Source organism: Pseudomonas sp. HY13-MNA-CIBAN-0226, assembly GCF_040310305.1.
In the GTDB taxonomy this organism is placed as follows: Bacteria; Pseudomonadota; Gammaproteobacteria; order Pseudomonadales; family Pseudomonadaceae; genus Aquipseudomonas; species Aquipseudomonas gregormendelii.
Genome location: NZ_JBEOPS010000283.1, coordinates 1 through 269, shown reverse-complemented (window position 1 = coordinate 269; position 269 = coordinate 1). Strand labels below are relative to the sequence as shown.

At 36.4% G+C, this 269-nt stretch carries 1 protein-coding gene; it reads right to left on the bottom strand.

The window, feature by feature from the left end; translation table 11 throughout:
* Positions 1-269, bottom strand: a 269-nt coding sequence (locus AAEZ05_RS28765; protein ID WP_350650001.1) for a hypothetical protein, incomplete at both ends; no start/stop codon positions are given.

The following is a 269-nucleotide window of genomic DNA, read 5'->3' as shown; positions in this document are numbered from 1 at the left end:
ACCTTACCCACATCCAAGCGTTCTTTGTTAACGACAGGACGTTCTTCCAGTAACTCTAAACGCCCGCCATTGGCTTTTTGATTCAAGGTAGCCAATGGCTCTCTATCATGTTCAGGAGCAGGAAGTTTGTTTTCAGCACTATGATCAGCAATAGGCGGATTGGTATCGGTTGTTAGGGTTTCATTATTATTATTGGCTGTCATCTTATTTTCCTTATTATTAAATAAATTCCAAAGATATTTTATTAAATATTTCTTTTTCATTAAAGG